General features: G+C 72.1%; 14 protein-coding genes and 1 pseudogene. 8 read left to right on the forward strand and 7 right to left on the reverse strand.

Translation table 11 applies throughout. The features are described from left to right. The first annotated feature begins 4 nt into the window (after positions 1 to 4). The 4 genes and pseudogenes from AB0F52_RS17300 (at position 5) to AB0F52_RS17315 (ending at position 3,266) form a co-directional block, all read left to right on the forward strand. Positions 5 to 487 (forward strand): SRPBCC family protein, encoded by a 483-nt coding sequence (locus AB0F52_RS17300; RefSeq protein WP_360171255.1) that lies wholly within the window; start codon positions 5 to 7, stop codon positions 485 to 487. A 285-nt stretch (positions 488 to 772) separates the two neighbouring features. Next, positions 773 to 886 (forward strand): annotated as a pseudogene (locus AB0F52_RS17305) (IS5/IS1182 family transposase); the annotation flags it as partial. Positions 887 to 967: 81 nt separating this feature from the next. Next, complete coding sequence (locus AB0F52_RS17310) at positions 968 to 1,420, forward strand: hypothetical protein (RefSeq protein ID WP_360172028.1); 453 nt, start codon at positions 968 to 970, stop codon at positions 1,418 to 1,420. Positions 1,421 to 1,622: 202 nt separating this feature from the next. Then, positions 1,623 to 3,266, forward strand: coding sequence for a beta-1,3-glucanase family protein (locus AB0F52_RS17315; protein ID WP_360171258.1), 1,644 nt, complete (start codon positions 1,623 to 1,625; stop codon positions 3,264 to 3,266). Between the two features lie 6 nt (positions 3,267 to 3,272). Here the strand turns inward: AB0F52_RS17315 and AB0F52_RS17320 are convergent, their stop codons facing one another. The 4 genes from AB0F52_RS17320 to AB0F52_RS17335 form a co-directional block, all read right to left on the reverse strand. Further along, entirely contained in the window at positions 3,273 to 4,202 is a 930-nt protein-coding gene (locus AB0F52_RS17320; RefSeq protein ID WP_360171261.1) for an NADP-dependent oxidoreductase, read from the reverse strand. Between the two features lie 60 nt (positions 4,203 to 4,262). Next, positions 4,263 to 5,117: a helix-turn-helix domain-containing protein gene (locus AB0F52_RS17325; RefSeq protein ID WP_360171264.1), complete on the reverse strand. Its 855-nt coding sequence runs from the start codon at positions 5,115 to 5,117 to the stop codon at positions 4,263 to 4,265. Positions 5,118 to 5,207: 90 nt separating this feature from the next. After that, positions 5,208 to 5,969 (reverse strand): leucine-rich repeat domain-containing protein, encoded by a 762-nt coding sequence (locus tag AB0F52_RS17330; protein WP_360171267.1) that lies wholly within the window; start codon positions 5,967 to 5,969, stop codon positions 5,208 to 5,210. Between the two features lie 72 nt (positions 5,970 to 6,041). Then, positions 6,042 to 6,554 carry a lytic polysaccharide monooxygenase auxiliary activity family 9 protein gene (locus AB0F52_RS17335; protein ID WP_103336490.1) on the reverse strand — a complete coding sequence of 171 codons (513 nt, stop codon included), beginning with the start codon at positions 6,552 to 6,554 and terminating at the stop codon, positions 6,042 to 6,044. 275 nt (positions 6,555 to 6,829) lie between these two features. On the opposite strand from AB0F52_RS17335, the gene lexA reads away from it, so the two are divergent. Then, positions 6,830 to 7,483, forward strand: coding sequence for a transcriptional repressor LexA (gene lexA, locus AB0F52_RS17340; protein ID WP_360171271.1), 654 nt, complete (start codon positions 6,830 to 6,832; stop codon positions 7,481 to 7,483). A gap of 1 nt (position 7,484) precedes the next feature. On the opposite strand, the gene AB0F52_RS17345 is transcribed toward lexA, so the two are convergent. Beyond that, the gene (locus tag AB0F52_RS17345) at positions 7,485 to 8,690 is read right to left on the reverse strand and encodes a cytochrome P450 (protein WP_360171274.1); all 1,206 of its coding nucleotides are present in this window, start codon (positions 8,688 to 8,690) and stop codon (positions 7,485 to 7,487) included. Positions 8,691 to 8,803: 113 nt separating this feature from the next. Here AB0F52_RS17345 and AB0F52_RS17350 point away from each other — a divergent pair, with 113 nt between their 5' ends. Both AB0F52_RS17350 and AB0F52_RS17355 read left to right on the forward strand, forming a co-directional pair. Further along, positions 8,804 to 10,249, forward strand: a complete 1,446-nt coding sequence (locus AB0F52_RS17350) for an MFS transporter (protein ID WP_360171277.1) — start codon at positions 8,804 to 8,806, stop codon at positions 10,247 to 10,249. Between the two features lie 114 nt (positions 10,250 to 10,363). Beyond that, entirely contained in the window at positions 10,364 to 11,119 is a 756-nt protein-coding gene (locus tag AB0F52_RS17355; RefSeq protein ID WP_360171280.1) for an SDR family oxidoreductase, read from the forward strand. A gap of 592 nt (positions 11,120 to 11,711) precedes the next feature. Here the strand turns inward: AB0F52_RS17355 and AB0F52_RS17360 are convergent. After that, on the reverse strand, positions 11,712 to 11,963 hold the full coding sequence (locus AB0F52_RS17360; protein ID WP_360171283.1) for a DUF4287 domain-containing protein: 252 nt from the start codon (positions 11,961 to 11,963) through the stop codon (positions 11,712 to 11,714). 70 nt (positions 11,964 to 12,033) lie between these two features. After that, entirely contained in the window at positions 12,034 to 12,792 is a 759-nt protein-coding gene (locus tag AB0F52_RS17365) for a class I SAM-dependent methyltransferase (RefSeq protein WP_360171286.1), read from the reverse strand. 93 nt (positions 12,793 to 12,885) lie between these two features. Here AB0F52_RS17365 and AB0F52_RS17370 point away from each other — a divergent pair, with 93 nt between their 5' ends. Then, positions 12,886 to 13,482 carry a TetR family transcriptional regulator gene (locus tag AB0F52_RS17370; protein WP_360171289.1) on the forward strand — a complete coding sequence of 199 codons (597 nt, stop codon included), beginning with the start codon at positions 12,886 to 12,888 and terminating at the stop codon, positions 13,480 to 13,482. The last annotated feature ends 141 nt before the right edge of the window (positions 13,483 to 13,623 follow it).

Below are 13,623 nucleotides of genomic sequence, written 5' to 3' on the forward strand. Positions count from 1 at the left end.
GACGATGGTGCGCGACTACACCGTTTCCGAGCAGGCGATCATCCCGCACCCGGTCCGGCGGGTGTGGGACGTGATCTCCGCGACCCACCGCTACGCCGAGTGGGTCCCGACCGTCCTGGAGGTGACCGACCACCACGGCACCGCGGAAATCGGCCGGACCTACCGCGAACGCAACAAGTCGCTCGGCCCGCTGACCACCCGGTCCACCTGGACGGTCCGCGAGATCGACCCGCTGGCCCGCCGCGTCGACACCGGAGTCGGCTTCGCACCGCTGCAGGACCTGACCAACGTGTTCGAGTTCGAGCCGATCACCCGCGGCGACGGTTCGGAGAGCACGCTGATGACGTATGCCGTCCAGTACCGCCTCGGCCTGGGGCCGCTCGGTCCGCTGGTGCATCGGATCGTCGCGGCCGGCTTGCGCGCCGACATGACCCGGGCGATGGACAACCTCGCCGACGTCATCCTCGCCGAGGGAGTCCACCCCTAGCGTCGGGTAAGTGGTGGGGCCGGACCTCTGGTGACTGTGCGCGGTGGTTGGTCGCGGTGAGAGCCCGGAGCGGCGTGGGCGGCGATCGAGCCGCTGTTGCCGCCGCAGCACGGTGGTGGCCGGCGATGGCACGAGGACTGCACCTGGGACCGGATCCTCGACGGGTCCCGTGGCGGACGAGCGGGGCAGCAGTTGCGGGTTGCGTCCCGCTTGGCCCTGGGGTGCGCGGGATTCGTACCGGCAAGCCTCGCCCGTCGACGGCAAGCTGGATTTGGTGCTCGCTCCGCCGCCACGCGGGGCCGGCGGATCGCCTTCGTCAGCCCGGAGCGCGAGGACCAGGTCGCCCGCCGCGTGGCCAACGGGTCCCGCGGCGGGCGACCACCCGCCTTCGACACAGCTCCTGGCCGGCCACCGGATCCGTGCAACCCGGTGGCCTCCTCGTTCCGTCCGGGAAGCAACGGAGCGAAGGAGGCACCTCCCATGCGAAGGCTGTCCGCCGTCCCGGGCGCGATCCTCGTCGCCCTGACCGCCGTGGCCTGTGGCAACAACGCGCCGCCCGGGTCGGCCGACGCGCTGTGCTCGGCCTCCTACGCACCCCGCGAACTCGTCGACAGCGGGCCCCTTTACCCGCCGTTGCCCGCCACGGCGGACGGCACGCGCGGCGAAGACCGCACCACCGACGCGGCCGCGATCAAGAAGGTCGCCGCCGCCGCGTGCGCCCTGCCGGAACCACCGTCGGACCTGGCCTGCACCGCCGACATGGGGCCGAGCTACCGGCTTCGGTTCGTCGACACCCAAGGGCGGACGACCACCCTCACCGCCGGCGATTTCGGCTGCCGGTTCGTCGAAGGACTGGGGACCCCGCGGGTCGGCGCGAAGCCGCTCTGGGCGGCGCTGGCCGCCGCCGGGCTGCCCGCACCGCGCGACCGCTGACCACGGCGTCCACAAAGGACGGTACCCGGACCACCGGCAGCGCTGGTCCGGGCAACATGAGGCAGCTTCGAGGGCCGTCCGTACCCGATCCGGGCCGTCGCATGTTGACCCCGCCGGACCGCGTACCTACCGTCCGGTCACCGTCCCGGTGGACGCGGGGCCGGCCGGCCGCGCGGAAGCCGCCCGTTTCCGAGGAGGTGCCATGCTGTCGAGGCGTACCTTCGTCACCGCCGGCCTGGTCGCCGCCGCGGCGAGCACGCCGCTGTGGTCCGCCGTCACCACGCCGCGCGCGCGAGCCGCCGCGGCCCTGCCGTTGACGCTGAAGAACAATTCGGGCGGCGGCACCGTCTACGCCTACATCAGCGGCTCGGACACCGCGGGCCGCCCCGGCTTCGTCACCGCCGACGGCCGGTTCCAGGCGCTGCCCAACCCGTCCTCGCCGGTGACGCCGGTCCCGGACTACGCCATCCCGCTCGGCGGCTCGGGGTCCCAGCTCACGGTGACCCTGACCGACTACCTCATCGGCGGCCGGGTGTGGTTCTCGGTCGACAAGAAGATCCAGTTCTTCGTCAACCCCGGGCCCGGCCTGGTGCAGCCCGGCTTCACCAGCTCGGACCCGAACTGGCAGACGAACTGGACGTTCTGCGAGTTCACCTACAACAGCGCGAACCTCTACGCGAACATCAGCTACGTCGACATGGTGGCGCTGCCGGTGTCGATGGCCACCACCGGCGCGGCGGGCGCGCAGTCGGTCAGCCCGCTGCCGTCGGGCGCCCTCGGGAGCATCGCGGACGGCCTGCGCGCGCAGCACAGCACCGACGGCGCCCCCTGGGACCGGCTGGTCGTCACCGACTCGGCCGGCAAGGTGGTGCGGGTGCTCGCGCCCGGCCACTCCCCCGTCGATTTCGGCGGCTACTGGACGAACTACCTCAACGCCGTCTGGGACCACTACCGCACGACCCCGCTCACGATCAACGGCCAGGGCGGCATCGGCTCCTACACGGGCACGGTCAGCGGCGACGCGATCGTGTTCGGCGGCCTGAACACCAACGGTGTGCCGTTCACCAAGCCGAGCGCGGCGGACATCTTCGGCTGCGCGAGCGGACCGCTGTACAACTCCGGCAGCGACGCCCGGGGCGCGGTCGCCGCCCGGCTGGCCGCCGCGCTGAACCGCAGCAGCCTACTGGTGGGCGGCGGGAACAACCAGCCCGACGGCGTCGCACCCGCGCAGTACTACCGGGACGCCACCACCAACCACTACGCCCGCCTGGTGCACCAGTACGCCTCGATCGGCTACGCCTTCCCGTACGACGACGTCGGCCCGACCGGGGCCCAGCCCGTCGACGGCCACCTCCAGGACCCGGCCCCGACGTCCTGGACGGTCTCGCTCGGACCGGGCGCGGGCGGCGGCACCACCCCGCCCGGCTCCGGCGGCACGAGCGCGTACTCCACCATCCAGGCGGAGGCCTACAACGCCCAGAGCGGCACGCAGAACGAGACGTGCGGCGACACGGGCGGCGGGGTGGACGTCGGCTGGATCGCGGACGGCGACTGGCTGAAGTACGCCCGCGTCGACTTCGGGTCGAGCTCGCCGAACCAGTTCGTCGCCCGCCTCGCCTCGGGGGCGGCCGCGGGGGTCAGCGGCGCCATCCGGGCCCGCCTGGACAGCGTGACGGGCCCGGTGGTCGCCGAGATCGACTTCGCGAACAACGGCGGCTGGCAGCAGTGGCAGACCGTGCCGGCCAACGTCGTCGCCTCGGCCACCGGCGTGCACGACCTCTACCTGACGTTCTCCGGGAGCTCGGCGGACTTCGTCAACGTCAACTGGTTCACCTTCACCCGCTAGGCGGGATCAAGGAAGGACGACGACCTTGCCGTGCACGCCGCCCTCGGCGGCGCGCGCGTGCAGGGCCGGCAGGTCGGCCAGTGGTACCTGCTCGGCGACGTCGATGTGCAGTTCGCCGCGGTCGACCTGCGCGACCAGCTGTGCCAGTTGGTCGGCGTCGCTGCGGACGAACAGGTCGATGCCGCGCACGCCGCGTTCCTCGTCGGAGGGGGCGGGCATCCACACGGTCGTGTTGACCAGGACGCCGCCGGGGCGGACGAGGGTGACCAGCGCGGCCAGCTGTTCCGGGGTGACGGGGGCGAGGTTGAGCACGACGTCGACCGGCTCGGTCACCGCGGTGATCACGTCGGTGGTGGTGTGGTTGATGACCTCATCGGCAGTCTTGACTGCCTCAGCGCTGCGCGGGCTGGCGGTGGCGATCACGTGGGCACCGGCGTTCTTGGCCAGCTGCACCGCGTAGCCGCCGACCGCGCCCCCGGCACCGTTGACCAGCACGCGTTGCCCGGCCCTCAGCTGGGCGTGGTCGAACAGCGCCTGATACGCGGTCAGCCCGACCAGCGGCAGCGCGGCCGCCTCGGGCAGCGGGACGGTCTTCGGTGCCGAGGCGAGGCTCTCGACCGGGGCGAGGACGTACTCGGCGGCGGCGCCGGGCTGGTCCATCGGCAGGAAGCCCACGACCTCGTCACCGACCGCCAGGCCGTCCAGGCCTTCGCCGAGGGCGTCGACCGTGCCGGCGACGTCGATACCCGGGGTATGGGGCAGCGTGGTCGCGATCGGCCCCTGCATGAACCCGCCCCGGATGTTGCCGTCGACCGAGTTGAACGACGTCGCAGCGACCCGGACCCGGACCTGCCCGGCAGCCGGGACGGGCAGCTCCGCGTCCTCGAAACGCAGGACGCCGGGATCGCCGTACTCGTGGAACCGCACTGCCTTCATCGAGCTGCTCGCTTTCGTCCGTGATCCACTTCGCCCCCAGGATCGCGGCCGCGGGCCGGATCAGCCTGGGCCGGCTTGGCCCACCTTGACGACGGCCGGCCGGCCCGAAGCGCCGACGACCTCGCCCAGCCGGGCCGCGTCGGCCGAACCCGGTGCCGCGGTGAGGATCACCGCCATCAGGTCGTCCCCCGGCACTTCCAGGAGGTGGCCGTCGAGCGTGATGTCCGCGCCGTCCGGATGCTTGAACACCGCGCGGTTCTCGTACGCGGCCACCGGTTCCGGGGCGCGCCACAAGGTGTCGAACGATCGGCTCGTGCTCCGCAGCTCGTCGACGAGCTCGGCGAGCGCCGCGTCCGCGGGGTGGCGCAGGGCGGTGTCCCGCAGCCGGGCGGCGAGCATCGCCCGGAAGCCGGCCGCGCGCTCGTCGGTCCGGCTGATCCCGCGGGGTGCGTTGCGGAAGGTGCGCCAGGCGACGTTCCAGTCCCGGTCGTGCCCGGTCGGGCCGCCGGCCTGCAGCGCGAACCACGCGCCGTTGACGGCGACCACGTTCCACGCCGCGTCGGTCAGGAAGGCGGGGGTGCCGCCGAACCGTTCCAGCAGCCGCAGTGCCGCCGCCCCGGCCTCGCGCGGCACCTGCCCGTCCACCGCGGCGTACCCGGCCAGTGCGCAAAGCCGTTCGTAGTCCGCCCGCCCGAGCCGCAACGCCCCGGCGATGGCGGTCACCACCCCGGCCGACGGGTGGCGGCGCCCCTGCTCCAACCGCCGCACGTAGTCCGCGGACACCCCGGCCAGCTCGGCGAGTTCCTCCCGCCGCAGCCCGCGGGTCCGCCGCCGGCCGCCCGGCAGCCCGGCCACGGCCGGGTCGGTGTTTTCGCGCAGCCGGCGCACCGCGGCGCCGAGATCGTGCCAAGCCATGGCACCAGGTTTACCAGCGGCGACGGCGGTTCGTCACCGCGCCGGCCCTTCCGTTGTGGACAGCTCGGGCAAGGCGCCCGAGGCCGCCCTTCACGGCTGTTTCCGGACCTCGGCAGGCCGGTGGCTGTAGTGGGGCGCCCCTCGCTCCAGCGCCACGCTCTCCGCCGCGGGCAGCTCCAGCAGCGCACCGAGGTCGCCGTCGCGGAAGGTCGTCCGCCCGGCGACCGCGACCGCGCGCAGCGCCGGGTGGCCCCGCAACGGCGTCACGCTCTCGACCTCGCCGGCGTTTTCCAGGACGAGTTCCCGCAGCCGCGGAAGGTCGCGGACGAAGTCGAGGGACGCCACCTTCGTGCTGTTCAGGCGCAGGGTGTCCAGCTGGGGAAACGCGCCGGTGAGGGACACGCTGCCGTCGTAGGGCCAGAGCGTGTGCAGCTTCGGCGCGACGAGCCCGGCCGTGGTCAGCGCGGTCGTCCGCTTGAGCTCCAGCCTCAGGAACTCCAGCGAAGGCTTGTCTCCCAGCACCGCGAGAGAGGGCTCGGACTTGGGCCAGCCCCACACCGTCAGCTCCCGCAGCGCGCCCAGCTCCGCCAGCTCTCCGACGGCCGGGAGGAACGGCATCCCGAGCACCTGCAACCGCGTCAGGCCGGCGAGGGTGAGAGGCCCGCGGTAGTCGGTGGCGAGGCTCAGCTCCTCGAGGCCGGGCACGTCGGCCACCGCCGAGCAGTCGGCCACGCCGCGCAGCAGCCGGACGCGCGTCAACACGGGCAGGTCGCGGACGAACCCCAGGTCCGGGGTCCAGGGGACGTCCTCAACCTGAAGCTCCTTCGCGCCGTTGACCCTCCGGATCTTCACCGCCCGGACGATACGCGACCGACTGCTCGCGGTCCGGCCACAGTGGACGCTGCGGCCGGACCGCGAGCCGGGTCAGCTCACCTGCAGGTCGATGCAGGCGTAGAACGCGTTCGCCGTGTCGGCGATGTTCCACACCGCCAGCACCGTCTGGCGGCCCGTGTGGCTGCCCAGGTTCACCTGGTGCGCGACGGTCGACGGCGGCTGCTGGTTGTTGCCGCTCACTTCCGCGATCTTCTGGCCGCCGATGAAGTACTGGTAGTTCGACGTGCGGTGGCGCGCGGTGAAGGTCCAGTTGAAGGTCACCGTGCGACCGACGCTCGCGGCGCGCCAGCCCTTGCCGTTGTCGTTGAGCTCGGCGAACTGGGCCACCCCGCCGTTGCAGGACCGCAGGCCCTTGGGGCCTTCCACGCTCTGGGGCTCGTACTGGATCTGCCCGCACGCCACGACGTGCTGGGCACACTGCGCCTGCCGGCTGGCCGGCGAGCTGACGTAGCCGTGCGCGCTCGCGATCCCGGCGGGGTTGAGCACCACCAGGACGGGGGCCAGGAGGACACCCGCCGCGGCCGCGACCAGTTTGCGGTTCATACCAGCTCCTTCTCCGGACAGGCTCGCCTCCCGCCGCCGGGCGCGGCGAAACCGCGGCCCCGGCCTCGCTGGGAGGTCCGCCGCGACGGGAAGGGTTACGAGCGAAGGAAAATTGTGGTCTAGACCATACGTCGATTCGTTACCCGGGTCAACGGCTGGCAAAGTCTCGATCGATGTTGGTAAGGCGCCAACCGTCACCCGGTGTTCCGTTGAGCGGGACCGCGCCGGCCGGACCGGCGGCGAGGCGCGGGACGAGTGCCTCTAGGATCACGCCGGTGACCACCTACGACGACACGTTCGAGCACCTCGACCCCTCGGCCCTGCCGGAGCGGCAGCAGCGGATCCTGGTCGCGATCCGGGACTGGGTGGTCCAGTACGGCTACTCCCCCAGCACCCGCGAGCTCGGCGAGGCCGTCGGCCTACAGTCGACGTCGTCGGTGTCGAAGCACCTGGCCAGCCTCGAAGACAAGGGTTACCTGCGCCGCGGCGCCACGGTGTCGCGCCCGATCGACGTGCGCGCGTTCCTGAACGGTCCGGCCGCCGCCGAGGACGGCGATTCGGTGCCGGTGCCCGTGGTCGGCGACATCGCGGCCGGCACGCCGATCTCGGCGATCGAGCACACCGACGACGTCCTCAAGCTCCCCCGCGACCTCACCGGCCGCGGCACGGTGTTCGGCCTGCGCGTCCGCGGCGACTCGATGATCGACGCCGCCATCTGCGACGGCGACATCGTGGTGGTCAAGCAGCAGTCCGAGGCCCATTCGGGGCAGATCGTGGCGGCGATGATCGACGAAGAGGCGACGGTCAAGGTCTACCGCCGCCGCAACGGCCACGTGTACCTCGAGCCCCGCAACCCGGCCTACGACGTCATCGACGGCGACCGCGCGGTCATCCTCGGCACGGTCGTGTCGGTGCTGCGCAGCGTCTGACTCACCAGGTGATCGGCAGCTCGTACACGCCGTACACCGACCCGTCGTGCTTGAACGGGATCTTCCCGGCCCCGGTGGCCAAGGCCAGCGTCGGGATCCGCCGGTACAGCGTGCCGTAGACGACCTGCAGCTCCAGCCGGGCCAGCGGCTGGCCGAGGCACTGGTGGACGCCGAAGCCGAAGGCCACGTGGCGGTGCGCGTCGCGGGTCAGGTCCAGCCGGTCGCCGCCGGGGAAGACTTCCGGATCGCGGTTGGCGATGTCGTTGGCCATGATCAGGCCTTCGCCCGCGCGGACGGTCTCACCGGCGATCTCGATGTCCTCCAGCGCGACCCGGCGGCGCCCGTTGTGCGTGATGTTCAGGTAGCGCAGCAGTTCCTCGACCGCCGACGCGACCAGCGCCGGGTCGTCACCCTCGCGCAGCAGCGCCAGCTGGTCCGGGTGCTCCAGCAGGGCGAGCGTGCCCAGCGCGATCATGTTCGCCGTCGTCTCGTGGCCGGCGATGAGCAGCAGGACGCCCATCTGCGCCGCTTCGACGCGGGTCAGCTCCCCCGCCGCGACGCGGCCGGCGAGCCCCGAGAGCAGGTCGCCGGTGGGGTGTTCGAGCTTCTCGCCCACCAGCCGGTCGAGGTAGCCGATCAGCGCCTGGTGCCCGGCGGCCCGCTCCTCGGGCCGGGCGTCGCGGCGGATGATGACCTTGCTGTTCTCCTGGAAGAAGCCGTGGTCGGCGTACGGGACGCCCAGCAGCTCGCAGATCACCAGTGACGGCACCGGCAGCGCGAACGCCTCGACGAGGTCCACCGGCTTCGGGCCGGCCAGCAGCTCGTCGATCAGGTCGTCGACGATCTTCTGGACGGCCGGGCGCATCGCGGCGACGCGGCGGATCGTGAACGGCGCCGTCACCATCTTGCGCAGCCGCGCGTGCTCGGGGTTGTCCATCAGGATGAAGCCGATGCCGGTGCCGCCCTTCGGCAGCGGCGCCGGGCTCGGGTACCCGGGCCGCGTGACGTCGGCGCTGACGCGGGGATCGGCCAGCAGCGCCCGCTGGTCGGCGTAGCGGGTCACCAGCCACGGCGTGCTGCCGTCCCACAGCCGGACCCGGGCGAGCGGGGTCTCTTCCTGCAGCGCTCGGGCGGCGGGCGGCGGGTCGAACGGGCAGCCCGCGGCCCGGGTCATCGGGAACTCGGGGATCTCGGCGGTGCTCGTCATCGTTCCTCCGCGGTGTCCGTCGGTTCGTGATCAGTCAACCGAAGACTGCTACGCTAAGTCAAGCGACTGATTTAATTTCGACCGCGCCACCCGACTTTCCCGGAGGACCGCTCGTGCCCGACCCATCCACGTCCGCCCGGGAGGCCTCGCCGCGCGCGAACCTCGTCGTCGCGGTCCTCGCGCTCGCGGGCATCACGGTCTCGCTGATGCAGACACTGGTCATCCCGCTGATCCCGGCGCTGCCCGGGCTGCTGCACGCCTCCGCGGCCGACGCCACCTGGGCCATCACCGCCACCCTGCTCGCGGGCGCGGTGGCGACGCCGACCATGGGCCGGCTCGGCGACATGTACGGGAAACGGCGGATGCTGCTGATCAGCCTCGGCGCGCTGGTCGCCGGCTCCACGATCGGCGCACTGTCCGACAGCCTCGTGCCGATGGTCGCCGGGCGAGCCCTGCAGGGCCTCGCCGCCGGCGTCATCCCGCTCGGGATCAGCATCATGCGCGACGAGCTGCCCGCCGAACGGCTCGGCTCCGCGACGGCGCTGATGAGCGCGTCGCTCGGCGTCGGCGGTGCACTGGGCCTGCCGGCGGCGGCGTTGCTGGCCGAAAACGCCGACTGGCACGCGCTCTTCTGGACCGCGGCCGGGCTCGGCGTGGTCGTCACGGCGCTGGTCGTCGCGCTGGTGCCGGAATCGCCGGTCCGCACGGGCGGGCGGTTCGACGTACCGGGCGCGGCCGGGCTTTCGATCGCACTGGTGTGCCTGCTGCTGGCCATTTCGAAGGGCGCCGACTGGGGCTGGGGCAGCGCGGCGACGCTGAGCCTGTTCGCGTCCGCCGCCGTCGTCCTGCTGCTGTGGGACCGCTGGGAGCTGCGGACGGCGCAGCCGCTGGTGGACCTGCGGACGACCGCGCGGCGCCAGGTGCTGCTGACCAACATCGCCTCCGCGGTGTTCGGCTTCGCGATGTTCGCGATGTCCCTGGTGCTGCCGCAGTTGCTGCAGCTGCCGGCGGCCACCGGGTACGGCCTCGGGAAGTCGATGCTGGCGGTGGGCCTGGTGATGGCGCCGTCCGGGCTGGTGATGATGGCGCTGGCACCGGTGTCAGCGCGCATTTCGGCCACGCGCGGCCCGAAGACGACGCTGATGCTCGGCGCGGTGGTCGTCGCCGCCGGGTACGCGCTCGGGATCGTCCTGATGAGCGCGACCTGGCACCTGGTGCTGATCTCGAGCATCATCGGCGCGGGCATCGGGCTCGCCTACGGCGCGATGCCCGCACTCGTCATGGGTGCGGTGCCGGTGTCGGAAACCGCGGCCGCCAACAGCCTCAACACGCTGATGCGCTCGATCGGCACGTCGGTTTCCAGCGCCACCGCCGGGCTGGTCCTCGCCCGCCTGACGATTTCGTTCGGACCGGCGACGTGGCCGTCGCAGAACGGGTTCCGGCTGGTGCTGGGCATGGGCTCGGCGGCGGCGCTGATCGCGCTGGCCGTGGCCGCGTTCCTGCCGCGGTGGTCCCCGGTGCCCGCGCCCCTGGAACCCGCCGTCGCGGCCGCCCGCTGACCGGCCGCCCGCCGGCCGGTGCGCGCGTGGTGCGCGTCCGGTCAGCGGCGGGCGGAAACCTTCGGGTCAGCGCCGGGCCACCCCAGGCCCGGCACCGACCCGGAGGAGCCGGACATGACGAAGAGCGCTTTGGTGACGGGGGCTTCGCGGGGCATCGGCCGCGCGGTGGCGCTGCGGCTGGCCGCGGACGGGGCGGTGGTCGCCGTGCACCACGGTGGCAACGAGGTCGCGGCCAAGGAAACGGTCGCCCTGATCGAGAACGCGGGCGGCCACGCCTTCCCGGTGGCGGCGCGGTTCGGTGAACCGGGGGCGGTCGACCGGCTGGCCGAGGCGGTCACTTCGGCGTTCGGCGGCGGTTTGGACATCCTCGTCAACAATGCGGGCATCAGCTCGCACAGCCCGATCGGCGCCTTGACCGAGGAGGAGCTGGACCGGCTTCTGGCGGTCAACGTGAAGGCGCCGATGCTGCTGATCCAGCGGCTGCTGCCGGTGCTCAACGACGGTGGCCGGATCGTGACGGTGGGTTCGATGGCGACGCGCATCGCGGTGTCGTCGCAGATCGGTTACACGGTCAGCAAAGCAGCGGTCGAGGCGATGGCGCCGACGCTGGCGAACGAGTTGGGGCATCGGGGGATCACGGTCAACACGGTGTCGCCGGGGCCGATTCGGACGGATATGACCGAGCCGATGCTCGCGGTTCCGGAGGCGGCGGCCGGGCTTGCCGCGATTGCGGCGCTGGGGCGGGTTGGGGAGCCGGAGGATGTGGCTGAGGTGGTGGGGTTTTTGGCCGGGGTGGGGGGTCGGTGGGTTACTGGGCAGACCCTGGATGTTTCGGGTGGGACGTTTCTTGGGCCTATTGCGGGTGGGTAAGGGTTTTTGCTGGGTCAGGCGGGCCTGGATCGTGGTCTGTGGCCGGAGATCTGTGCTCAGCCACGGGAGATCTGTGCTCAGCCATGCGAAACCGTGCTCAACCATGCGAAACCCGCGCTCAGTGACGGGAGTTCCTGCTCGTTCGTGTGACTGGCGGGGCATCTCGCGTGATCGAAGGGGCGTCTCCCGTGTCTGGCGGGGCATCGCCCGTGAGACGCGAGGCATCATGGGGATTCTCTTTCCGCCGACCCGAACGCCGGATTGTTCAACGGCCGTCACGCCGCGTCAAGGCGGGAAAGCGTGCCTTGACCCGGCGTGCCGGCCGCTGATGCGGCTGCGTATCGGTTCGGCTGGGAGGTGTGCTCGCCGGGCCGGCCAGGGGCGGGGTCGGGCTAGGCGGCGGGCGCCGGGTACCAGGGGCCGTGGCCAGGGGCGTGGGCCGTGGCCAGGGGCGTGGGCCGTGGCCAGAGGCAGAGGCAGAGGCAGAGGCCAGGCGCCCGGCCGGGGTTAGGGCGGGCCCGACCTGTTCAGGTGGGTCCGGGCCGGCCAGGACGGCCCAGAGTTAGGGCGCCGGAGGCCCGCGGGGGGCTGACTAGGCGCGCGCCGCCAGGCCGTCGAGGTGGAGTACCCCTCCTGTGTGGTGCTCCGCTACGAACTGCGGGCCCTTGGTGATCAGCCGGGCGATTGCCGTTGCGTGGCCGTGGCCGAGGGCGTGCTCCTCCTTCAACCACGCGATGATCTCGGCCGGCTTTGTGAGGTTCTTCGCCGCCGCCAGGTCGAGGAAGGCTCGCGGGGTGATGCCCGTCTGCTTCTCCGCGTTGTCGAGGTAAGCCTGAAAAGACATGGTTTCTCCCCCAGTCGAGCCGGACGATTCGAGGTTTTCCTCGTGCGGCTCCACGATCTCACCGACAACTTTATTTGTCAAGGCGAGTTGCGACCACCGCCAAGGTTGCGTACGGCAGCACGAAGCTGCCGCCCAGCGCGTCGATGGCCGTGCCCACCTCGGACAGCACCTCCGCCAGTGCGTCCGGGGGCAGTCTCGTCAAGCCGCCCGTTGTGGGCAGGAAGTCGAGCCACTCTTCGCGCGTGTACGTCCGCTCCCACTCGAAACGCCAGCGGTCCGGGACGCCGAGGCCGTCCGCCTTGGCGATCGCGTCGGCGAATCCGGTGAACATCACGTCGTAGATCTCCGCCGCCGGGCGGGACTCCGCGGCGAACGGTGCGTCCGGCAGCACTCGCCGGCACGCCGCCGCGAAGGCCGCCGCCACCTCCGCCGGCGGCTGGAACACGTGGGCGAACACCGCGAGCAGGCCGCCAGGCCGCAAGACCTGCGCCGCCTTGGGCGGGCCCGTGACCGGGTTCACCCAGTGCCAAGCCTGGCCGGCGACCACCGCGTCGAAGGTGCGATCGCCCGGCTGCCAGTCCTCGAACTTCGCCACCTCGACGTCGAGCCCGCCGCGACGGGCGAAGGCGGCCATTCGTGCGTCGGGGTCGATGCCGAGCACGCGGCAGCCCGCCGCGCGGAACTGGCGGGCTTCGATCCCGGTGCCGCAGCCGACGTCCAGGACGTCGGGCCCCGGACTCGCGGCGACGATCCGGTCCACCAGCTCGCGCGGGTACTCCGGCCGCGCCCGGTCGTAGCGTTCGGCGTCCGTCCCGAAGGATTCCGCCATCGCACGCGCTTCATGAGGTTGAGTGGGCATGCGCCCACTTTAATGGGCGCTCGCCCACTAGGGCAACCGGCGCTCGTACCGGAGAATGGGGGCATGCCGACCGGGGTCCACCTGCGCGACGTGCGCAAGCAGCTGTTCGACGCGGCCGGGCGGGTGCTGCTCCGCGACGGCCCGCACGCGTTGACCAGCCGCGCGGTGACGACGGAGGCCGACGTCGCGAAGGGCGTCCTGCACCGTCACTTCGCCGACTTCGACGACTTCCTGGCCGAGTTCGCCCGGGAGCGCATCACCCGCTTGACGGATCAGGCGGCCCTCCTGCGCGCGGCGGCGGGCACCCGGACGGTCGCGGAAAACCTCATCGACGCCCTGGCGGAGCTGTTCGACCCGGTCACCCTGGCCTTGACGAGCCTGGTCTTCTTCCGCGACGAGCTGCGCATCCGCCTGCGCCACCAAACCGGCCTCCCGATCCTGGCGGAGGCCCGGGACATGCTGAAGAGCTACCTGTCAGCCGAGCGCGAACAGGGCCGCATCGCGGCGGACGCCGAGGTGGAGTCGCTGTCCCTGTCCCTGATCGGCGCAGCCCACCTGCTCTTCGCGGGCCGCCGCCGGGGAACCCTCCCCGAAACCGGGGAGCTGGAGAAAATGGTCCACACACTCATGGCCGACGTGCTCCAACGCCGCCTGCTTTGATCCAACCGGGCCGCACCGGCAGCACAAACGCAACCACACGTGGGGGTCCGGGGGCGTGCCCCCGGCGGGGGTGTGGGGGCTCGGCCCCCACAAGACACAACGAGAAGAGCCCTGTTCGCGCTTTCCGCGAACAGGGCTCTT

The sequence above is a fragment of the Amycolatopsis sp. NPDC024027 genome (assembly GCF_040638975.1).
Taxonomy (GTDB): Bacteria; Actinomycetota; Actinomycetes; order Mycobacteriales; family Pseudonocardiaceae; genus Amycolatopsis.